Origin of the sequence: Pararhodobacter aggregans (genome assembly GCF_003075525.1) — a bacterium.
Taxonomy (GTDB): Bacteria; Pseudomonadota; Alphaproteobacteria; order Rhodobacterales; family Rhodobacteraceae; genus Pararhodobacter; species Pararhodobacter aggregans.
This window is the reverse complement of record NZ_QDDR01000005.1, coordinates 224176-245357: the sequence shown is the minus strand read 5'-3', so window position 1 is coordinate 245357 and position 21182 is coordinate 224176. Positions and strand designations below refer to the sequence as shown.

General features: G+C 69.2%; 17 protein-coding genes. 11 read left to right on the top strand and 6 right to left on the bottom strand.

Features of this window, described 5'->3' with window-relative positions; genetic code table 11:
- Positions 1–2: 2 nt before the first annotated feature.
- The 3 genes from DDE23_RS11745 to ybaK are packed head-to-tail and all read left to right on the top strand — an operon-like array spanning position 3 to position 3596.
- Positions 3–836: a p-hydroxycinnamoyl CoA hydratase/lyase gene (locus DDE23_RS11745; RefSeq protein ID WP_107753956.1), complete on the top strand. Its 834-nt coding sequence runs from the start codon at positions 3–5 to the stop codon at positions 834–836.
- Positions 837–3086: an acyl-CoA dehydrogenase family protein gene (locus DDE23_RS11740; protein ID WP_107753955.1), complete on the top strand. Its 2250-nt coding sequence runs from the start codon at positions 837–839 to the stop codon at positions 3084–3086.
- A gap of 36 nt (positions 3087–3122) precedes the next feature.
- On the top strand, positions 3123–3596 hold the full coding sequence (gene ybaK / locus DDE23_RS11735) for a Cys-tRNA(Pro) deacylase (RefSeq protein ID WP_107753953.1): 474 nt from the start codon (positions 3123–3125) through the stop codon (positions 3594–3596).
- 342 nt (positions 3597–3938) lie between these two features.
- On the opposite strand, the gene DDE23_RS11730 is transcribed toward ybaK, so the two are convergent.
- From DDE23_RS11730 to DDE23_RS11715, 4 genes are read right to left on the bottom strand one after another with little or no spacing between them, the layout of a single operon-like run.
- The gene (locus tag DDE23_RS11730; protein WP_107753951.1) at positions 3939–5306 is read right to left on the bottom strand and encodes an FAD-binding oxidoreductase; all 1368 of its coding nucleotides are present in this window, start codon (positions 5304–5306) and stop codon (positions 3939–3941) included.
- Positions 5303–6484: an alpha-hydroxy acid oxidase gene (locus DDE23_RS11725; RefSeq protein ID WP_107753949.1), complete on the bottom strand. Its 1182-nt coding sequence runs from the start codon at positions 6482–6484 to the stop codon at positions 5303–5305. Before DDE23_RS11725 ends, DDE23_RS11730 begins: the two co-directional genes overlap by 4 nt.
- A complete protein-coding gene (locus DDE23_RS11720; RefSeq protein WP_107753947.1) occupies positions 6484–8184 on the bottom strand; it encodes a thiamine pyrophosphate-requiring protein in 1701 nt (566 codons plus the stop codon). The genes DDE23_RS11725 and DDE23_RS11720 overlap by 1 nt, the downstream gene beginning before the upstream one ends.
- An 8-nt stretch (positions 8185–8192) precedes the next feature.
- The gene (locus DDE23_RS11715; protein WP_107753945.1) at positions 8193–9653 is read right to left on the bottom strand and encodes an NAD-dependent succinate-semialdehyde dehydrogenase; all 1461 of its coding nucleotides are present in this window, start codon (positions 9651–9653) and stop codon (positions 8193–8195) included.
- Between the two features lie 218 nt (positions 9654–9871).
- Here DDE23_RS11715 and DDE23_RS11710 point away from each other — a divergent pair, with 218 nt between their 5' ends.
- Positions 9872–12208 (top strand): xanthine dehydrogenase family protein molybdopterin-binding subunit, encoded by a 2337-nt coding sequence (locus tag DDE23_RS11710; protein ID WP_107753943.1) that lies wholly within the window; start codon positions 9872–9874, stop codon positions 12206–12208.
- The gene (locus DDE23_RS11705; RefSeq protein ID WP_107753940.1) at positions 12198–12911 is read left to right on the top strand and encodes an enoyl-CoA hydratase/isomerase family protein; all 714 of its coding nucleotides are present in this window, start codon (positions 12198–12200) and stop codon (positions 12909–12911) included. The genes DDE23_RS11710 and DDE23_RS11705 overlap by 11 nt, the downstream gene beginning before the upstream one ends.
- Before the next feature lie 304 nt (positions 12912–13215).
- On the opposite strand, the gene DDE23_RS11700 is transcribed toward DDE23_RS11705, so the two are convergent.
- Positions 13216–14136, bottom strand: a complete 921-nt coding sequence (locus DDE23_RS11700) for an acyl-CoA thioesterase (protein ID WP_107753938.1) — start codon at positions 14134–14136, stop codon at positions 13216–13218.
- Positions 14137–14280: 144 nt separating this feature from the next.
- Between DDE23_RS11700 and DDE23_RS11695 the strand changes: the two genes are divergently transcribed.
- The 4 genes from DDE23_RS11695 to DDE23_RS11680 are packed head-to-tail and all read left to right on the top strand — an operon-like array spanning position 14281 to position 17085.
- On the top strand, positions 14281–14646 hold the full coding sequence (locus tag DDE23_RS11695; protein WP_107753936.1) for a Rieske (2Fe-2S) protein: 366 nt from the start codon (positions 14281–14283) through the stop codon (positions 14644–14646).
- Positions 14633–14971 (top strand): hypothetical protein, encoded by a 339-nt coding sequence (locus tag DDE23_RS11690; RefSeq protein ID WP_107753934.1) that lies wholly within the window; start codon positions 14633–14635, stop codon positions 14969–14971. The genes DDE23_RS11695 and DDE23_RS11690 overlap by 14 nt, the downstream gene beginning before the upstream one ends.
- Entirely contained in the window at positions 14971–16203 is a 1233-nt protein-coding gene (locus DDE23_RS11685; protein WP_107753932.1) for an amidohydrolase family protein, read from the top strand. The genes DDE23_RS11690 and DDE23_RS11685 overlap by 1 nt, the downstream gene beginning before the upstream one ends.
- A 54-nt stretch (positions 16204–16257) precedes the next feature.
- Positions 16258–17085 (top strand): IclR family transcriptional regulator, encoded by an 828-nt coding sequence (locus DDE23_RS11680; protein ID WP_107753930.1) that lies wholly within the window; start codon positions 16258–16260, stop codon positions 17083–17085.
- A 3-nt stretch (positions 17086–17088) separates the two neighbouring features.
- Here the strand turns inward: DDE23_RS11680 and DDE23_RS11675 are convergent, their stop codons facing one another.
- Positions 17089–18105 carry an amidohydrolase family protein gene (locus DDE23_RS11675; RefSeq protein ID WP_107754063.1) on the bottom strand — a complete coding sequence of 339 codons (1017 nt, stop codon included), beginning with the start codon at positions 18103–18105 and terminating at the stop codon, positions 17089–17091.
- 204 nt (positions 18106–18309) lie between these two features.
- On the opposite strand from DDE23_RS11675, the gene DDE23_RS11670 reads away from it, so the two are divergent.
- Both DDE23_RS11670 and DDE23_RS11665 read left to right on the top strand, forming a co-directional pair.
- Positions 18310–19251 (top strand): nucleoside hydrolase, encoded by a 942-nt coding sequence (locus DDE23_RS11670; protein WP_107753928.1) that lies wholly within the window; start codon positions 18310–18312, stop codon positions 19249–19251.
- Positions 19248–21110, top strand: a complete 1863-nt coding sequence (locus DDE23_RS11665) for an adenine deaminase (RefSeq protein ID WP_107753926.1) — start codon at positions 19248–19250, stop codon at positions 21108–21110. Before DDE23_RS11670 ends, DDE23_RS11665 begins: the two co-directional genes overlap by 4 nt.
- The last annotated feature ends 72 nt before the right edge of the window (positions 21111–21182 follow it).

Below are 21182 nucleotides of genomic sequence, written 5' to 3'. Positions count from 1 at the left end.
CCATGTCCAATGATCCCTGGGGCCAGGATGTTCTGGTAGATTTCGAGGACGGCATCGCCTGGGTGCAGCTGAACCGCCCCGACAAGCGCAACGCCATGTCGGTGGGTCTGGCCCGTGAGATGAGCGCCACGCTCGACGCGCTGGAGGTGGACGACCGCTGCGGCGTCATCGTGCTGACCGGCGTGGGCGAGGCGTTTTCGGCCGGGATGGACCTGAAGGATTTCTTCCGCGCGACCGATGGCGTGTCGGATGTGGAGCGGATGCGCGCCTATCGCTCGACCCGCTACTGGCAATGGCGGGGGCTGATCCATTACGCCAAGCCCACCATCGCCATGGTCAACGGCTGGTGCTTCGGCGGCGCTTTCACGCCCTTGATCTGCTGCGATCTGGCGATTGCCGATGAGGGCGCGACCTTCGGCCTTTCCGAAATCAACTGGGGCGTGATCCCGGGCGGCGTGGTCTCGAAGGCGATCTCGACCGTGATGGGCGACCGCAAGGCGATGTATTACGTCATGACCGGCGAGAAATTCGACGGCCGGAAGGCCGAGGAAATGGGCCTGATCAACGAGGCCGTGCCGGCCGATCAACTCCGTGCCCGCACCACGGAACTGGCCAAGATCCTGCTGGGCAAGAACCCGACCGTGCTGCGTCAGGCGCGCATGGCCTATAAATACGCCCGGTACATGGATTGGGAGCAGGCGGCGGAATACCTGACCGCCAAGGCCGACCAGACCACCTTCGTGGACCCCGAAAAGGGCCGCGAGCACGGGTTGAAGCAATTCCTCGACGACAAGACCTATCGGCCCGGCCACGGGTCCTATGTGCGCGAGGGCTGAATGCGCCTGACCCCGGGGGATGACGAGCGCCTCTTGCGGGATGCCGCGCGGGGGCTGCTGGCGCGTGGCGCGGGCTGGGCCGATTTCGCCGAACAGGGCTGGTTGGCCTTGCCGGTGACGGAGGCGTTCGGCGGCCTCGGTGGCGCCGCTCCCCTGATCGCGGTTCTGGCCGAGGAGATGGGCCGCGCCCGTATCCCCGGCTGGGTCGCGGGCGCCGTCCTGCCCGCCGCGCTGATCGAGGCCGCGGCCAGCGAGGCGCAGAAGGCCGAATGGCTGCCCGCGCTGGCTGAGGGCCGGTTGCGCATCGCCGTCGCCCATGACGAGGACCGCACGCTTCTGGGTGTCGCGACCCGCTGGGACGGGGCGTTGCACGGACGCAAGCGCGCCGTGATGGGTGCGGGAACGGCCGACCTCTGGCTCGTCACCGCCCGGACCGACGCCGGGCTCGGCGTCTTCGCCGTGACGCCCTTTGCGGTCACGGAATACGACCACATCGACGGCGGCCGCGCTGCGGATCTGACGTTTGCCGCTACCCTCGCCGTCCCCTTGGGCGGCCCCGGCACCGATGCGACCCCCGCGCTTCTGGAAGCCCTCGACCGCGCCAATGCCGCCGCCTGCGCCGAAGCCTTGGGCGCCATGGAGGGGCTGATCGATGCAACGGTCGACTACACCAAGACACGCGTGCAATTCGGTCAGCCGCTGGCCAAGTTTCAGGCGCTCAGGCACCGCATGGCCGAGATGGCCGTCAAGCGCGACGAGGCCCGGGGTTCCGCCCTGCTCGCCGCCCTCAGCCTGACGCTCTCGCCCAGGGACCGCGCCCGCGCCGTTTCGGGCGCGCGGGCCAAGATCGGGCGGCTCTCCCGCCATGTCGCGCATGAGGCGATCCAGTTGCACGGCGCCATGGGCGTCTCCGAGGAGATGCCGCTGGGCCTCTGGCTGCGCGGCCTCTTTGCCTTCGAGAACCGCTGGGGCCATACCGACGCGCATCTGGCCCGCTACGCCGACCTCATGGCAGACCCCGCGCTGCGCGAGGAGGGCCTGTTGCGCCCGGGGTCGGACGCGGGGATGAACCTGTCGACCTCGCCCGAGGACATTGCCTTCCGCGATCAGGTCCGCGCCTTCTTCACCGCGACGCTGGACCCCGCCACCGAACGGGCCGAGCGCCTGAACCCGTCCTTCCTCGCCCATCCGCCGACCGGACTGGCGTGGCTGCAAAAACTGCCCGAGGGCTGGGCCGTGCCGTCGTGGCCTGCAGACCACGGCGGCCCCGGCTGGACCCTCACCCAGCGCTACCTCTTCGATCAGGAGAGCGAGCGCGCCGGCGAGCCGCATTTCCGCGGCGCCAGTTTCAAGATGATCGCGCCCGTCCTGATGCGCTACGGGACCGAGGCGCAGAAGGCCCATTATCTGCCCCGCATCCTGAACGGTCAGGATTTCTGGGCGCAGGGCTATTCCGAGCCCGGCTCGGGCTCGGACCTCGCCTCGCTCGCCTGCAAGGCTGTGCGCGACGGCGACGAGTATATCGTCACCGGCTCGAAGATCTGGTCCACCCATGCCCATCACGCGACGAAGATGTTCGCGCTGGTCCGCACCGACGACAGCGGCAGGAAGCAGCAGGGCATCACCTTCCTGCTGATCGACCTGAAGGCGCCGGGCGTCAGCCTGCGGCCAATCCGGTCCATCGACGGGACGCATGAGTTCAACCAGACCTTCTTCGACGGCGTGCGGGTGCCGGTGGCCGACCGCGTGGGCGAGGAAGGCGACGGCTGGGAAATCGCCAAGTATCTGCTGGAATTCGAGCGTGGGGGGGCCTTCGCCGGGGGGTTGCTCAGGGCGCTTTTCGCAAGGCTCTGGCGGATCGCCGAGGGCTCGGGCCTGACCGGTGATCCCGTGTTCCGCACGCGTTTCGCCGAGATCGGCACGGACATCGACGCCAATGACATGCTGGAACTGGGCGCGATGTCGGCCGTCGCCTCGGGCGGGAACCCCGGCGCGGTGCCGGCCGCCGTGATGAAGATCGAACGCAGCCGGATCCGGCAGGCGATCACCGAACTCGCCGCCCATTCCCTCGGCCCCGAGGCCCTGCGCTGGGAAACCACGCGGCCGCTCGACGCCCTGCCCGTGGAGAGCGCGCTGGCCGAGGAGCGCAAGGTCGCGGTCCCCGCCTATCTGAATGCGCGGGCGCAAAGCATCTTCGGCGGCTCGAACGAGATCCAGCTGGAGATCATCGCCCGGGCGCTCATCGGCTGACTTGCGCGCGCGGGGGCGTCGGGGCAGAAACGGCCCATGGCGAAGACAACCCCCGCGACACAGGCGCTGGTCAAGGCGAAGGCGGCCTTCACGCTGGCGAGCTACGCGTACGACCCCGACGCGCCCCGCGTGGGCCTGCAGGCGGCCGAGGCCCTGGGCGTGCCGCCCGCGCAGGTCTTCAAGACGCTGATGATCGAGGTCGACGGCAAGCCCGCTTGCGCCATCCTGCCCTCGGATCAGGAGCTGACGATGAAGCTGGCGGCGGCGGCTCTGGGCGGGAAGGCGGCGAAGATGATGGCCGTGCCGGATGCCGAGCGGCGGACGGGCTACAAGGTCGGCGGCGTCAGCCCCTTCGGCCAGCGCTCGCGCGCGCCGGCGGTGCTGGACGAAAGCGCGCTGGGGTTCGCGGCGATCTATGTGAACGGCGGGCAGCGCGGGTTGCAGATCCTGATCGCGCCTGGCGAGATCCTGCGGGTGCTTGGGTGCGCGACGGCGGTGCTGACGCGGTGAGGGGCGTGGTGGGGTGAAACCCCACCCTACGGGCGCCCGGCGTTGTTACGGGCGGGTAGGCCCCTAGCGGAGGCCCCGTAGGGTGGGATTTCATCCCACCTTGGCGACCAACGGCCGGCATCATGGGGCCAAGGTGCGTGCGAGCACACACTCTACGGGTGGGGAGTGTAGGGTGCGTGCTTGCACGCACCGCTCCGGCCCGACAATGTCCCGCCCGGCGGCACGCCGGGCAGCGCCCGCACCGCCCCCCCCCGGGGCGGGCGCCGCCCTCATCTCTCGGTTCAGGCCATACCGCCAACCTTCCCCGTAGGGTGCGTGCTCGCACGCACCATGCCCTCGCCCCTACCCCTCCTGCCCCAGCTTCCCCGGGTTCATGATCCCTTGCGGGTCCAGCGCCGCCTTGATCGCCTTCATCAGATCGACCCCGCCGCCATGCTCGCGCCGGAGGTACTTCAGCTTCGACACCCCCACCCCGTGCTCGCCCGAGAAGGTCCCGCCCATGTCCATCGTCCGCTGGTAGAGCCGCTCGGCCAAGGCGTCGGCGATGGCGTATTCGCCCTCGTCGCCCGGCATGATCAGATAGCCGACGTGGAAATTCCCGTCTCCCACATGGCCGATGATCTTGACCGGAAAGGGCGCCGTGTCGGCCTCGCGCCGGGCCTCCAGCACCGCCTCCGCCAGCCGCGAGACGGGGACGCAGACATCCGTCGTATAGGTCTTGCAGCCCGGGCGCAGCGACTGGTTGGAATAGATCGTCTCGTGCCGCGCCTTCCAGAGCCGCGCCCGGTCCTCGGGCCGGGTCGACCAGGCGAAATCGGCGCCGCCATTGTCCAAGGCCAGTGCCCGGACCGCCTCGGATTGCTCGGCCACCCAGCGCTCGGACCCGTGGAACTCCAGAAACAGCGTCGGCGCCACAGTCAGGCCCAGCCCGGCATGGGCATTCGCCGCCTGAACCGCCACCTCGTCCAGGAACTCGATCCGCGCCACCGGCAGGGCCGATTGCAGGGTCTCGACCACCGTCTGCACCGCCCCCTCCATCGTGGCAAAGGCGCAGATGGCCGAGGCCGTGACCTCGGGGATCGGGTGCAGCTTCACCGTGACCTCGGTGATGATGCCCAGCGTCCCCTCGGCCCCGACGAAGAGCTTCGTCAGATCATAGCCGGTCGAGGATTTCTTGACCCGCCGCCCGGTTTCCACCACCGCGCCCGAGGCCGTGACGACGCGCAGCGCGATCACCGTCTCGCGCATCGTGCCGTATCTGACCGCCGTGGTGCCCGAGGCGCGGGTCGAGGCCATGCCACCTAGCGACGCATCCGCGCCCGGATCGACGGTGAACATCAGCCCCCGGTCGCGCAGGTATTCGTTCAGCTGCTTGCGGGTCACGCCGGCCTCGACCACCGCGTCGAAATCGGCGTCGTTGACGGCGAGGATCCGGTTCATGCCCTTCAGGTCGAGGCTGATGCCGCCCTTCACCGGGATGGTATGCCCCTCCATCGACGAGCCCGCGCCGACCGCCACCACCGGAACGCCATGCGTCGCGCAGATCGTCACGGCGGCGACCACATCGGCCTCGCCGGTCGCGAAGACCACCGCGTCGGGGCGATGGGCCGGCAGGCGGCTCATGTCGTGGCCGTGGTGGTCGCGGACGGCTTCGTTGAGCGAGACCTTCTCGCCCAAAGCCGCGGTCAGCTCGGTCAGGAACGGGGTCATGAGAGGCTCCAGGCGCCGGGGTGACGGGTGGCGAGGGTCGGGATATCCTCGACGCGGGTCACGCCCGACTGGCCCATGGCGAGGCTCAATTCCTCGATGAAGGCCCCGCCCATGTGCCGCGCGCCGATGTCGCCCAGCGCGGCCAGCGACAGCATGAAGGCCCGGCCGGCCAGCACGCCCCGCGCGCCGAGCGCAAGCGCCCGCAGCACGTCGACGCCCGCCGTGACCCCGCTGTCCAGCATCACCGTGGCCCGGTCTCCCACCGCCGCCACGACCAAGGGCAGCACGTCCGCCGAGGCCGGTGCCGCGTCGAACTGCCGCCCGCCGTGGTTCGAAACGACCACCCCGTCGATGCCCAGCGCCACGGCCTTTTCCGCATCCTCGGGGTGCATCACGCCCTTGACCATCATCGCCCGGGGCCAGCGGTCGCGCAGCCGCGCCAGCGCCTCCCAGTCAAAACCGCCGCCGACATGCTTGCCGACAAAGGCCGCCGTCACGTCGCGGCCGGGGCCTGAGTAAGGCACGATATTGGCGAAGGTCGGGATGCCGTGCCGGGCGATGGCCAGCGACCAGGGCCAGGCCACGGCGGCCTGCGCGAGAAGGCTCGCGGTCAGGCGGAAGGGCATCCCGAAGCCGTTGCGCATGTCGCGCGGCCGCTTGGTGCGGGCGGGCACGTCCAGAGTCGCGGCCAGCACCCTGGCGCCCGCGCGTTCCGCCCGGTCGGCGAGGTCGAAGGTCATCCGGTGATCCTCGGCCGCCAGCGGATAGAGCTGGAACCAGGTCACATCGGGGGCCAGCGCCGCCACCGTCTCGATGGTCTCGGTCGCCAGCGTGCCGACCATATAGGGCAGGTTCAGCGCCTGCGCGGCCTCGGCGAAGGCCCGCGTCGCGCCCGGCCACATGATCCCGTCAAAGCCGATGGGCGCGATCCCCACGGGTGCCGCATAGCGGTGCCCGAAGAGGTCAGCCGAGGGGTCAACGTCCGAAACCTTGACCCCATAGCGCGGCATCACCTCGACCGCTTGCAGCGCGCGGCGGTTGCGGGGCATGCCTGTCTCGTCCCCCGCGCCGCCTTGCAGGAAGTCGAAGGCGAAACGCGGGATGCGCCAGCGCGCCCGGCGTTCCAGATCCGCCACCATGGGGAAACGACGCCGGAGCGGGACGAGGCGCGGGTCCATCAGTAGCTCACCACCACCTCAAGAAGCGCCTGTTGCCCGGCCTTGGTCGCGGCCAGCGCGCGCTGGATCGCGGCGGGCAGGTCGGCGCCGTCCACCACCTGCTCGGCATGGGCGCCATGGGCCCGGGCCGCAGCCGCGTGGTCGGGCATCGGCGCCAGCGAGGTGATCGGCATGGTGTTGGCCTGCGCCGCTTTCCCCTCTGGGTACATATAGAGCGTCGAGCGCCGCACCGCGTTCCAGATGCCGTTGTTGAACACCACCGTCAGCAGCGGCAGGCCCAGCGCCGCCGCCGTCTGGTGGCAGGCCGAGGGGTTGGCGAAAAGGTACGACCCGTCCCCCACGCAGGCCACCACCTGCCGGTCGCGCGCCGCGAGTTGCGCGCCCAGCGCCGCCGTCATCCCCCAGCCGAGGCCCCCCGACAGGGGCGAGCCGAACAGCGTCATGGGCGCGCGGAACTCCATCACCGAGGGGTCGACGCCCAGCTCGTTGAAAAAGGTGAAGCTGTCATCGGCCGCGTCCGACAGGCATTTCGAGACATAGGCCGGGCTCATCGGCTGCCCCTGCCCGGCGGCGACGCGCTTCGCCACGCCCTCGGCCTGCCTGGCGCGGAACTCGGCCACCCGGGCGCGGCGTTCGGGATGGGCGGTGTCGCCCGCCAGCGCGTCCAGTTCGGCCATCAGCGCGGCCAGCGTCGGCGTGATGCCGCCCGCCAGCGAGATGTCGATGGGGAAGCCCCGGTTCGGCACCGTCTGGTGCAAGGGATCGGGGCCCAGCGCGATAATCGTGCAATCGGAGGGCGGCTCGACCGTCTCGGGGATCCACGGCACCATGGCGTTCAAGGCCACGATCACATCGGCGTCCCTGACCCAGGGTGTGGGCTCCCGGCCCGCGTGCATCGGATGCGTGGTCGGCAGGGCCTGCCGGATCGACCAGTATTCCACGACCGGAATGGCATGGGTCTCGGCCAGCGCGGCCAGCAGATCGAAGCCCGCGAAATGGTCGGGGCTTTGCGAGATGATGACCGGGCGCTTGGCCTTGGCCAGAGCCTCGGCCGCCCGGCGGATCGCGGCGGGATCGGCGGCGGCGTAGCTGGTCGGCGCCACGTTGGTCCCCGGGCGATGCGGCGGCACGGGCTTTTCCTCGGCCAGAACCTCACGCGGGAGGGACAGATAGACCGGCCCCCGCGGCTCGCTCATGGCGATGCTGACCGCCCGGTCCACCACCGCGCCGCCCTGCTCAGGGTAGCGCAGCTCGTAATCCCATTTCACCACCTCGCGGATCATCGCCGCCTGATCGCGCATCTCCTGCCCCCAGTGGATGGGTGAGGAGCGCGCGCCGAACCTATTGCCCTCGGTCAGCGGCGTCCGGCCCGAACACATCACCACCGGCACGCTTTCCGACCGGGCGTTGACAAGGCCCATGACCGCATTGGCCAGCCCCACGTTCACATGCACCATGACCCCGGCGGGCGTGCCTTTCATCAGATACCAGCCATGCGCCATGCCCAGCGCCACGCCCTCATGCGTGATCGTGTGGACCGTGGGCAGGTCCAGCCCGCTTTCGCCCGCATTCGCATAAGCCTCGATGATCGAAGGGAAATCGGTGCCGCCATTGGCGAACAGCACCTCGACCCCCGCGGCTTTCAGGCGGCTCAGGACATCTTCGGCCGCGGTGGTGCCGGTCGGGATCTGGTATTTCATGGGCGGCCTCAGGTGACAGAGATGGTGCGGGTGACGAGATAAGCGTCCAGACCCTCGGTCCCGACCTCCGACCCCAGCCCGCTTTCCTTGACCCCGCCGAACGGGGTTTCGGGCATCGAGATGTTGAAGGAATTGATGCCGAACATCCCGGCCTCGATCTCGTCCGACAGCCGGTGGATATTGGCCACCGACTGGGTGAAGGCATAGGCCGCCAGACCATAGGGCAGCGCATTGGCCTTTTGGATCGCATCGTCGATGCCGGTGAAGCGGTTCAGCACGGCGACCGGGCCAAAGGGTTCCTCGGACATGATCCGCGCCTCGTCCGGGACATCGGCCAGCACGGTCGGGGCGTAATAGAACCCGTCATTGCCCAGCCGCTCGCCACCCGCCAGCAGCTTCGCGCCCTTGGCCACGGCGTCCTGCACCAGCGCCTCGATCCCGTCGCGGCGGCGTGCATGGACCAGGGGGCCCATCTGTGTGTCGGCGGCCAGCCCGTCGCCGACGCGGATCTTCTTGGCGCGCTCGGCGAAGCCCGCGCAGAACGCGTCATAAGTGGCATCCTGCACATAAAAGCGGGTGGGCGAGACGCAGACCTGCCCGGCGTTGCGGTATTTGCGGAAGACGGATTGCTCCAGCGTCGCCTCGAAGGGCGCGTCGTCGAAGACCAGCACCGGCGCGTGGCCGCCCAGTTCCATCGTCGTCCGCTTCACGCCTTCGGCCGCCAGCTTGATGAGGTGCTTGCCGACCGGGACCGAGCCGGTGAAGGAAATCTTGCGGATCACGGGTGAGGCGATCAGGTGGCGCGAAATGGTGTCCGGCACGCCGAAGACCACGGCGATGACGCCCGCGGGCACCCCCGCATCGACCAGACAGCGCGCGACGGCGAGGGCCGAGGCCGGGGCCTCCTCGCCCGGTTTGTAGATCATCGGGCAGCCGGCAGCGAGCGCCGAGCCCATCTTGCGGCAGGCGTTGCCGATCGGGAAATTCCAGGCCGAGAAACCGGCGGCGGGGCCGACCGGTTGACGGATCACGCTGAAGCGGGTGTCGCCGAAGCGGCCCGGCGGGATGCGGCCCCAAGTGCGGCGCGCTTCCTCGGCGAACCATTCCAGTTCCTCGCAGGCGACATGCAGCTCGATCTTGGCCTCGCCCAGCGGCTTGCCCATCTCCAGCGTGGCGAGGCGCGCGATGGCATCGCCCCTTTCGTGCAGCAGGTCGGCGGCGCGTTTCAGGATCCGGCCCCGTTCGCGCGGCGAGACTTTGCGCCATTTCGGGAATTCCCGCTCGGCGGCGACCAGCGCCCGGTCCAGATCCGCCGCATTGGCATGGGGCACGCGGCCGATGGCGCGGCCGGTCGCGGGGTTCACGATGGGCGTGGAATGCCGGGCATCGGCGCCGATCCAGTCGCCGTCGATCAGCAGTTCGGCCTCGGTATAGCCTTGCGGCACAAGCACTTCCGCGCTGTCGGTCATGCGATCCCTCCCCCTGATCCGGCCGCGCAATCGGGCCTTGCCCTCGCCCGCCGGTTCCGCTTTGATATAAGAAAGCCTGATATTGTCAATGATCGAGGTCGCCCTGTGCCCAGCCCCCAAGACCCCGGAACCGGGCCAGTCCGAAACCCCTTGCCCCGGCTTCGAATTTGTCAATGTATAAGCCGGTTTGCAATAGTCCAGAAACAGGGAGGCACCCGATGACCGAAGCGAATCGCTGGATCGGCGCCGCCCTGCCCCGGCGCGAGGATGTGGCCCTGTTGCAGGGACAGGGCCGCTTTGCCGACGATCTGGCCCTGCCCGGCGCCGCCTTCGCCGTCTTCGCCCGCGCGCCCGTGGCCCATGCCCGCATCCTCCGCATCGACACCGCCGCCGCGCGCGAAGTACCCGGCGTGCTGGCGGTGCTGACCGGCGCCGATCTGGCCGCGGCGGGCGTGGGCCCGATCCCGCATCAGATCGGCAGCGCCGACCGGGGGTCCGACATGCCGCTCCGCCAGCGCGACGGCTCGGCCCGGCTCAGGACGCTGCACCATCCGCTGCCGCTGGATGCCGTGCGCTTCGCCGGTGAGGCCTATGCCTGCGTCGTCGCCGAAACGCTGGACGCCGCCAAGGACGCGGCCGAGCTGATCGAGGCCGAGTTCGACGACCTGCCCGCCGTCACCGACGCGATGCAGGCGCTGGCCCCCGAGGCGCCTCAGGTCTGGCTCAACGTACCCGGCAATCTGGCGCTGGAGGCCGAGCTGGGCGACGCCGCCGCGACCGAGGCCGCCTTTGCGAAGGCCGCGCATATCGTCCGCTTCCAAAGCCACGTCAACCGCGTGACCGGCGTGCATATGGAGCCCCGCACCGCCGCCGCCGAGTACCGGGACGGCCGCTATATTGTGCATTGCTCGGGCGGCGGCGGCGTGGTGCAGATCCGCGAGCATGTCGCGGCCTCGCTGGGCGTGGGGATGGAGGCGGTCCGCATCCTCGCCCCGCCGGATGTCGGCGGCAATTTCGGCAGCCGCAACGCGACCTATCCCGAATGGGTGGTCATCGCCCATGCCGCCAGGCTGATCGGCCGTCCGGTCAAGCATCGGGTCGAACGGCTGGAGGCTTTCGTCAGCGATTTTCAGGCCCGCGACCTGCATATCGAGGCGGAACTGGCGCTGGACGGGGACGGGAATTTCCTCGCCCTGCGCTGCGTCAACACCTCGAACCTAGGCGCCCATACCGTCAGCTACACGCCTCTCAACAAGGGCCTGCAGTTGATGACCGGGGTCTACCGCGTGCCGGTGGCCCATGCCGTGGGGCGGGCGGTGCTGACCAACACGCCCTCGACCATCCCCTACCGCAGCGCCGGGCGGCCCGAGGCGATCTATGCCATCGAGCGGCTGGTGGATCTGGCGGCCTTGCAGACCGGCATCGACCGGGTCGCGCTGCGCCGCCGCAACATGATCCCGCGCGAGGCCTTCCCCTATCGCAACCCCTTCGGCGTGACCTATGACAGCGGCGACCATCTGGCGACGCTGGCCACCGCGCTGGAGATGGCCGACGCCGCGGGGTTCGAGGCGCGGCGGGCCGAGGCGCGGACGCGCGGCATGTACCGGGGCCTCGGCATCGGCAATTACATCGAGGGCGCGGGCGGTTTCCCCCGCGAACTCGCCGTGGTCACGGTGCTGGACGACCGGGTGGAGGTGGTGCTGGGCACCCAGGACACCGGCCAGGGCCACCGTACCGCCTTCGCCCAGCTGGTCGCGGGCTGGCTGGGGCTGGCGCCCGAACAGGTGGTGCTCAGGACCGGCGATACGGATGACGTGATCGCCGGGGGTGGCTCGCATTCGGGCCGCTCGCTGAGGTTCGGCAGCATCGTCATGGATCAGGCGGTGAAGGGCGTGCTGGCCCGCGCCAAGGCCGTCTTCGGCGTCCTGACCGGGGCGGAGGCCGAATTCGAGGACGGCGTGTTCCGCGCGCCGGGCACCAACCTCGCCATGACCCTCTTCGAACTCGCCGCCCGGACCGCCGACCCCGCCCTGCCCGAGGATCTGCAGGGGCCCCTGACGGCGGTGGGCGATGCGGTGACGGCGGGGCTGAGCTTCCCCTATGGCGCGGCAATCTGCGAGGTCGAGATTGACCCCGAGACGGGCGCGCTGACCATCCCCCGCTATACCTCGGTCGATGATGTCGGCCGGGCGCTGAACCCCTTGATCCTGCACGGCCAGACCCATGGCGGGATCGTGCAGGGCGTGGGTCAGGCCTGGCAGGAGGCGATCCGCTTCGACGCGGACGGCCAGCCGGTGACGGCCAGTTTCATGGATTACGCCATGCCCCGCGCCACGGATTACCCCGGCTTCGCCACCGCGCTGAGCGAGGTTCCGGCGACCAGCCACCCGATGGGCTTCCGCCCCGGGGGCGAGGGCGGCACGACGCCGGCGCTCGGCGTTTTCGTCAGCGCGATTGCCGATGCCCTGGGGGATCTGGGCGTGCATCATGTGGAAATGCCGGCGACGCCGCTGGCCATCTGGGACGCGATCGGGAGGGCACGCGATGGAGCTTAGGGTCGAGACGACGGGCAAGGTGCTGGAGATCACGCTCTGCCGGGGCGAGGCGGGAAACGCGCTGACCGCAGGCATGACCGAGGGGATCGCGGCGGCGGTCTCGGCCCCGCCGCCGGAGGTGACGGTGATCCTGCTCCGGGCCGAGGGGGCGGATTTCTGCACCGGCCGCGCGCCGGTCATGCCGCCCAAGGACGCGCGGCTGACGGCCAATGACCTCAGGGTGAAGATCTCGGACCCGGTGCTGGCCTTCTACGAGGCGCTACGGTCGGCGCCGGTGCCGGTGGTCGCCCGGGTGCAGGGCCGCGCAGCGGGGGTGGGCTGCGCGCTGGCGGCGCTGGCCGATGTGGCGGTGGCCGAGCGGGCGGCAGTCTTCTCGGTGCCCGAGATGAACCACGACATCGCGCCCACGCTGGTGATGGACGCGCTGGTCGACCGGGTGCCGCGGGCGGTGCTGGCCCGGCTGGTGCTGACCCGGCAGGCGGTCAGCGCGGCGGAGGCGCAGGCGATGGGGTTGGTCGGCGTGGTGGCCGAGGATCTGGACGCGGCTGTGGCGGGTGTGGTCGAGGGGCTTTCGGCCAATTCCCCGGCCGTGGTGCGGGCGGTGAAGGCGTTCCTCAAGCGCGCCCCCGAGGCCTCGGGGGCGACACGGCGGGAGCTGGCGGCGCTGTTGAACGCGGCGGCGACGGCGGAGCGGTTCCGGTAGGGGTGGGTTGAAAACCCACCCTACGGGGCCGTTCCGTGGGGCGCGGGATGGTGCGTGCGAGCACGCACCCTACGGGATGCGGTCTTGCCGCGCTCAGCCGAGTTGTGTCCCGCCCGGCGGCACGCCGGGCAGCGCCCGCACCGCCCCCCCGGGGCGGGCGCTTCTCGCCCACCCCGGCGGTACGGGCGCCGCCCTTATCGCGGGCAAGAGGGTCCTTTCACGGCTGTGCCCACCGGTAGGGTGCGTGCTCGCACGCACCGTCCAAGACCCCGTAGGGTGGGTTTTCAACCCACCCCGGTCCCCCTCACAACCCCAGATCCGGCAGGCTCAACGGGACCAGCAGCTCCCGCGCCCGGTCCGACATGCGGATCACCTTCCGCGTCTCCAGATCGAAATTCACCGCGATCGACTGCATCGTGCCGAAAACCCGCCCCGTCACCGGGTCGAGCATCCAGAACACCAGCTTCTGCACCTGCCCCTCGATCCCCTGCAACCCGCCCCGGACCTCATAGCCATCCCCCAGCCGCGGCCAGTCGAGATGCAGGATGCGGAACTCGACCACCGCGCCGCCGACCCGCGCGGGCACCGGATCGGCGTTCTGCGCGATGATGTCGCGGAAGGGCCCGGTCAGCGAGCGGATCCCGTCCGAGACCGCGCCGATGAAATGCCACGCCCCCATCCGCCCGAACGCATCGACCCGGTCGGGCCCGACCACCCCCATCGACAGCCGCGCCATGCCCTGAGCCGCCGCGGCCGAAGCCCGCGACACCACCGCCCCCACCGGGGTCGAGCGCGGGGCCGCGATCTCGGGCATGGTCACGCGCCGCGCCTCGGCCCGGGCGGCGAAACCCTCGGGCCAGGGCAGGGCCGCTCCGCTCGCCGGGCGGATGGGACGCAGGCGGATGCGGAAGGTGGCCTTCACCTCGGCTTTGGCCACATCCTCCATCACCAGCAGCACCTCGGCCCAGTCCGGCCCCGCCTCCAGCACCCCGCCCGACAGGCTCAGCGAGGCCGCCTGCCGCGCCTCGCGGTGGAAGCGGATGTGCATGTCCTCGACGGCGAAACTGGTTTCGGCATCGGCGCGGGTCGTGCCCGGCAGGCCCAGCTGCGCCAGCAGCATCGCCACCCCCTCGACCGCGCGCAGCACGTAGAAACGGGTGTTCAGATGCCCCATCTCGTCGCATTCCCAGGCCGCGACACTGCCCCGCCAGACTTCCCGATCCACCTGATCCTCCTCCGTTTCAGGCCACGCTACGGCGCGGCGGAATGTAAGGCAAGCTGATACGATGCGGCGGGGTATTGCGCCGCAACCGACACCGGATAAGATAACCATGTCATATAGCGTTCAACATGATCGAACGGAGGCGAGATGCAGGAGTACTGCGTGGGCCCCGCCGAGGCGATTGCCGAAGGTGGCCGGCTGGTGGTCGATTGCGACGGGATCGAGGTGGGGGTCTTCCGCCTCAAGGGCGCGCTGGTTGCCTGGCACAATGTCTGCCCGCACCGGCAGGGGCCGGTCTGTCAGGGCCGGATCTATGCCCGCGTCATCGAACCCGTGGCGGCCGATGGCACCACGCGGCTGCTGGCCTATGCCGAGGACGAGCCGCACCTCGTCTGCCCCTGGCACGGCTACGAATTCGACCTGGAAACCGGCCGCTGTCAGGGCCGCGCGGCGATGCGGCTCAGGCCGGCCCGGCTGCGCGAGGACGGGGGCGTGGTCTATGTCAGCCTCTGATCCCCTGAAGAACGACCCCTACGGCTGGATCGACGAGGCCGCGCGGGCCATCGACGAGGCCTCGGTCGCGCTGGTCGCGGGGGGCGAGGCGGCGCGGGTCTCGGACGAGGCGGTGGCGCAGCTGATGACCGCGGCGATCCGGCTCTATGCCGCCAAGTCGGACGGCGAGGAGCGGACCTTTTCGCCCCTGACCGGCCGCGGCGACCGGGTCAGCGCCACGGAACTCTTGACCGCCGTCTCGGAACTGCTGCGCGCCCAGCACCTCAGCCCGATGGAACTGGCCCTGTGGTTCCGCCACCGCCCTGACGAGATGAAAGCCCCGTGATGGACGCCAAACCGATCCCCGCCGCCCGCCCCCTGCCCGTGCAGGAAATCGACGTCTTCACCGACACGCGCGAGGTGCTGCGCCACGCCCAGCAAGGGGCACGGAAACGCGGCTTTCAGGACTGGCTGATTTGCGACGTCGACGCGCATCATGTCGAGACGGTGAACTGGCACGAGATGGTCCGGTACATCGAGGACCCGGTGATCCGCCATCAGGCGATGTTGTTCCATCAGGAAAAGACCGGCGGCGCGCCCTATGGGCTGAACGGCGACGCGGGGCTGAAGTATCAGGACGTGGGCGGCTGCATCCCGCATCAGGCGGGGGTGCGCGAGCCGGTGGACGACACGTCAGTCCACCGCGACGTGACGCTGACCCGCCGGGCGATGCAGGCGCTGGGGATCGACTACATGGTCCTCTTCCCCACGCCGATGCTGACCCTCGGCCTGCATCCGCAGCCCGAGATGGAGGTGCATCTGTCCCGCGCCTACAACCACTGGCTCATCGACAATGTGCTGAAGGTGGACAACCGCATCAAGACGCTGGCCTATCTGCCCTTCAACACCCCGCGCGAGGCCGAGGCGATGATCGGCGAATTCGCCGACCAGCCCGGGGTGATCGGCTTCTGCGTGCCTTCGGTCCGCCACAAGGCGCTGCACCACAACGATTACATGCGCTGCTATGCGATGCTGGAGGAGCTGGGCAAACCCGTCGCGTTCCACGCCGCCTATCACTGGCAGGACCCGTCGCTGGCGACCGTGAACCGGTTCCTGGGCATGCATGCGCTGGGGTTCGCCTGGTGCAACATGGTCCACATGACCAACTGGATCCTGAACGGCATCCCCGAGCGTTTTCCGAAGCTCAAAAGCATCTGGGTGGAAAGCGGGCTGGCCTGGGTGCCGTTCCTGATGCAGCGGCTCGATGACCAGTACCTGATGCGCCCCTCCGAGGCGCCGCAGTTGAAACGCCTGCCGTCGGAATACATGCGCGAACACTGCTGGTACACGACCCAGCCGATGGAAACCGTGAACATGAAGGCGCTGCAAGTCACGCTGGAGATGATAAACGCCGAGAGCCAGCTGCTCTTTGCCTCCGACTGGCCGCACTTCGACTTCGACCTCCCGCAGGAGATCTACGACCTGCCGTTCCTCAGCGAACAGGCCAAGCGCAACATCCTCGGGCTCAACGCGGCGAAACTCTTCGGCCTCGATCCGCGGCCCGTAAAGACCCTGTGATGGATTCCCCCCGTGAAGCCGGGTAGAACAGGTCGAAACGGGCCGGGGACAGGCATGAAGAAGGGCGATAAAGACGAGGATTGGTCGCAGCGGCGCATCCAGTCCATCGAGGTGGGCTTCAAGGTGATCCGCGCCATGGAGGCCGCCGATGGCCCGATGCCGCTGCGCGACATCGCCGCTGCTGCCGGCATGCCGCCGTCGAAAGCGCATCTCTACCTCGTCAGCTTCATCCGCGAGGGGCTGGTGCGGCAGGATCCGCATACCGGCCATTACGGCCTCGGCGCCTTTGCCATCCAGCTGGGCCATTCGGCGATCCGGCAGGTCGATATCGTCGACCTCGCGCGCGAGGAACTGGGCGTCTTGCAGGCGGCGACCGGCTTTGCCACCTATCTGTCGCTCTGGGGCAACCGGGGGCCGGGGATCGTGTCGAAGGTCGACGGCCACCGGCAGGGCTCGCTGGCCGTGCGGCTGGGCTATGTCCTGCCGCTGACCGCCTCCGCCACGGGGCAGGTGTTCCTGGCCTGGCTCGACCGCGGCGTGACCGCGCCGATCCTGGACGAGGAGCGCAACAGCGCCCGGCTGAGCGAGGAGAACTGGACGCTGAACCCCGACCTCATCGCCGATAGCGAGCGGCTGGAGGCGCTGATCCAGAGCGTCCGCGAGCGCGGCTTTGCCACCTCGAAGAACAACATCAACGCCAATTTCGCCGCCATGGCCGCGCCGGTCTTCGACCATTCCGGCCAGATCGCGGCGACGGTCACGGTGCTGGGATCCGACAAGTCGATGACCGGCACCAAGGCAAAGGCGGTCACCAGCGTCTTGCTGGAGACCACCGGCCGTTTGTCGCGGCGCCTGGGCTACGCGCCGCGCGTCAGGGCCTGAGCCTCAGAGCTTGAGGCCCAGCAGCGCGACCGCGTTGTCCTGAAAGATCTTGCGGCGCAGTTCGTCCGAGATGTCCATCCGCTCGATCAGGTTGATGGTCTCGCGGATGTAATAGGGCCCGCCTTCGGGATCGAAGGGCGCGTCGGAGGCGAAGAGCACCCGGCTCTCGCCGAAGAATTCGATGGCGTGCTCGATCGCCTTGCGCGAGCCGAAGGAGGCGGTATCGGCATAGAATTCCTTGAAATATTCCAGATGCGGCCGCTTCAGCGCGGTCCGCACCACGCTCAGGTCGCGGTCCGAGGTGCGCTTGCCCATCTGGTCCCAGCCGGGGCCGACGCGGCCCTCGAAATAGGGGATCATGCCGCCCGCGTGGTGGGTGATGATCTTGAGGTCCGGCCATTTGTCGAAGAATTGCGAGAAGACCATGCGCGCCATCGCCGCCGAGGTCTCGTAGGGCCAGCCGAAGGTCCAGAAGATCTCGTATTCCGAGCGGCTCTCGGTCTTGTAATCGGCGAAATCCTGACCCCGCGCCGGGTGCAGCCAGATCGGCTTGCCGACGCTGTTCATGTATTCGAAGAAGGGCGCATAGGCGGGCAGGTCCAGCGCGGTGCCGTTCACATTGGTGAAGATCTGCATGCCGACCGCGCCCAGCTCCTCGATGGCGCGCTTTGATTCCGTCACCATCCCCTCGGGGTGGGTGATCGGCGCGGTGCCGACGAAACCGGGGAAGCGGTCGGGGTATTTCTGGCACAGTTCCGCCATCGAATCCGAGCCGATCCTCGACAGCTCCAGCGCGATCGCCGGATCGCCGAACTTTTCCAGGGGCGGCGAGGCCAGCGACAGGATCTGGCAGTAATCCTCGCCGAACATGTCCATCACCTCGAACCGGCGGTCGAGGTCGGTCATCATCGGCACATCGCCCGACCGCTTGGTCATGTCGCTCATCGAGCCGATCTGCTTGATCAGCGCGTTGAAAAACGGCTCGGGCCAGATGTGGTTGAAAACGTCGATCTTTTTCATGCGCTCCTCCCGGGCGGCGAAATCCGGCCGCGTGCGGGGCACGCGCCACCCGCGCCTGATGCGGGCCGCGTCATTCAACATTGTATTTCGGATATACACAATATCAAATCTCAGGGAACCTGCGACGCAGCGGGGGCATCGGCGGGGCATGGACAAACGCGCGGGCTTGGGCAAAGTCAGACCCCGGGCGCGGAAAGGTGAGCGATGCGAAACAGATTGATCCTCGATACCGATGGCGGCGTGGATGACGCGCAGGCATTGCTGATGCTGATCGCCGCGGGGCATGTGCCCGATGCGGTGACGACGGTCTTCGGCAACGTCGATCTGGACACCGCGACCGGCAATATCCTGAGCGTTCTGGCCCATGGCGGCGTGCCCGAGGTACCGGTCCACAAGGGCGCGGCGGCGGCGCTGATAAACCCGCCGATCGCCGCGCGCGAGATCCATGGCGAGGACGGTCTGGGCGGCGCCCCCCGCCCCGCGACGCTGCCCGAACCGGCTGGCGAGGATGCGGTGGGCTTCCTGATCGCCGAGCTGCGCGCCGCCATCGCCGGGGGCCGGAAGGTCGATCTGATGATGATCGGCCCCCTCACCAACCTCGCGCTGGTCCTGCGGCAGGCGCCCGAGTGTGCGGCGGGCGTCGGCCGGCTGGTCATCATGGGCGGCACCATCGACGGGCGGGGCAACGTCACCCCTGCCGCCGAGTTCAACATCTACGCCGACCCCGAGGCGGCGCAGATCGTGCTGACCGCGGGCCTCGATTGCACGCTGGTCCCGTGGGAGGCCTGCGCCGATAACCGGATGCCGGGCGATCAGGTGGCGGCGCTGTTTGCTGGCCTGCCGGACGGCGACCTTGCGCGGTTCTCGGCGGCCCTGTCCGCCCATGCGATGCGGGTCATCAAGGGCTTCACCGGCAAGGAGTATTTCCGCTTCGTCGACCCCTTGGCGGCGGCGGTGCTGATCGACCCCGGCATCGTCACCGACAGCCTGAAGGCCTCGCTCGCCGTCTCGCTCGCCCCCGGCCTGACGCGCGGGATGGTCGTCGTGGACCCCTCGGGCCGCCTCGGCACCCCGCCCGTCACGTTGGTCCGCCGCTGCGACCTCGCCCGCGTCATCGCCCTTTATTCCGCTTCGGTATCCGCATGACCCTTCCCGACGACCTGCTGATTTCCCCCAAGGACGAGGTGACGATCCGCCAGCGCCTGACCCGTGTGGCGCGGGGCGATCTGCCCGCTGACCGGCGCGTCCGGGTGGGGCGGCTGCTGGACGTGCATTCCCGCATGTGGCTCAGGGATCAGGAAATCATCATCGCCGGGCGCCGCATCGCCTATGTCGGGCCCTTCGGCTCCTGGCCCGGGACGGCGGCGGAAACCCTGGACCGCTCCCACCTGATGGCGGTGCCGGGCTTCGGCGAGGTACACAAGCACATCGAATCGAGCCATGTCTCGCCGGAATGGGAGGCCGCGCTGGTCCTGCCCCATGGCAACACCTGGACCTGCGAGGCGAGCCACGAATTCTCCAACGTCAACGGCGCCAAGACGCTGGATTTCTGGCTGGCCGCGCGGCTGGCGGGCAGCCCGCAGAAGATCTTCCCCCTGCCCGGTTCCGCCGTGCCGCCCACCGCCTATGAATGGGGCGGCGGGTATTTCGGGAGGGACGAACAGGCGGCGTTCCTGTCGGAAAGCCTGATGGTCGCGGGCCTTGACGAGGTGATGGACTGGCCCGCCGTCTGGTCGCCCGAGAACCCCTCGCACGACCGGCTCTGGGGCATGATCGAGGCCACCTTCGCCGCCCGCGGCGTGGTCGAGGGGCACGCGGCCGGCATCCGCGACCTGCCCAACATCAACGCCTTCGCCGCTGCGGGGCTGGCGTCCGACCACGAGGCCTGGACGGCGGAGGAGGTGCTGGACAAGCTGCGCCGCGGCCTTTTCATGGAGCTGCGCCCCCATTCGGCGCGCGAGATGATCCAGGGGCTGCTGGCCGCAGGGCTTCAGGACTGGTCGCAATTCGCGCTGACCACCGATGACCGCTCCTGCTCGGACACGATGAAGATGGGGGCGACGGATTACAACGTGCGCCTCGCCATCGAGGCCGGGCTGGCGCCCGAGGTCGCGATCCAGATGGTCACGCTGAACCCCGCCCGCCACATGCGGCTGACGCCCTGGGTCGGCTCCATCGCACCCGGCCGCTTCGCCGATCTGGTGCTGCTGGATGACCTTCCCACCCTCTCCATCGCCGAGGTCTGGGCGGATGGGGAACAGGTGTCCGAGGGCGCGCGGTATCTCAAACCCGTGCCCCGCATCGACTGGCCGGACTGGGCCACCAGGACCGTGAACATCACCCGCCCGATGATTGCCGCCGATTTCGCCATCAAGGCCGAACCGGGGCGGCAGACGATGCAGGCCGCGTTGCTCAGACCCTTCCACTGGGCCGACGATTTCCTGACCGCCGAACTGCCGGTCGCGGACAGCGAGGTCCAGCGCGACGCCAGCCGCAACATCACCAAATTCGCCATCGTCGACCGCTTTTCCGGCGAGGGGCGGACCTCGGCCATGTTCTGGCTGGGCACCGGACCGAAGACGCCCGATTCGGCACTTGCCTGTTCGATGGGACATGACAAGCACAATATCTGGGCAGTCGGGTCGTCGGATGAGGCAATGGCCATCGCCGTCAACGCCCTGAACGATCTGCAAGGCGGCTGGGCGCTGGTGCGCGAGGGGCAGCTGGTCGCCACCGTCCGCTACGAGATCGCCGGGCTGATGACCTGCCGCCCGCCCGAGGCCCTCGACGCCGAGATGCAGCGCCTCTATGCGGAAGGGGCGAAAATCGAGTGGATGTACGAGCCCACGTTCAGCCCCCGCTGGTTCCCGGGCTTCCCCGAGCGTCTGGCCTTCGCCACCCTGACCTGCGCGCCCTGGCGCTGGGTGCTGGTCGCGCCCTCGCCGCTGGCGCCCGAGGGCTTCGTCAATGTGGCCACCGGGCAGACCCATCCGGTGGTCTGGTAGCCCGGAACGCCGGGCGGGACCGCTTGCATTGACGCTGACACGCCCTTAGCCTGCCGGCCGAGGCCGCCCGCC